Source organism: Corynebacterium sp. HMSC064E08 (genome assembly GCF_001811805.1).
GTDB lineage: Bacteria > Actinomycetota > Actinomycetes > Mycobacteriales > Mycobacteriaceae > Corynebacterium > Corynebacterium jeikeium_D.
The window spans coordinates 1-360 of record NZ_KV806699.1 but is presented as its reverse complement, the minus strand read 5'-3'; the positions used below and the strand labels follow the sequence as shown (position 1 = coordinate 360).

At 55.0% G+C, this 360-nt stretch carries 1 rRNA gene; it reads left to right on the top strand.

The window, feature by feature from the left end:
* Positions 1-357, top strand: a 23S ribosomal RNA gene (locus HMPREF2820_RS05605); the annotation flags it as partial.
* Positions 358-360: the final 3 nt, after the last annotated feature.

Sequence of the window (360 nt, the reverse complement as noted above, 5' to 3'; positions counted from 1 at the left end):
GGAGTAGGTCCCAAGGGGTGGGCTGTTCGCCCATTAAAGCGGCACGCGAGCTGGGTTTAGAACGTCGTGAGACAGTTCGGTCTCTATCCGCCGCGCGCGTAGAAACTTGAGGAAGGCTGTCCCTAGTACGAGAGGACCGGGATGGACGTACCTCTGGTGTGCCAGTTGTCCCGCCTGGGGCATGGCTGGTTGGCTACGTACGGAAGGGATAACCGCTGAAAGCATCTAAGCGGGAAGCCTGTTCCAAGATTAGGTTTCTTTTGAGGTCCCCTATAGATGATGGGGTTGATAGGCCGGATCTGGAAGCATCGTAAGGTGTGGAGGTGACCGGTACTAATAGACCAAACATTCAACACACAA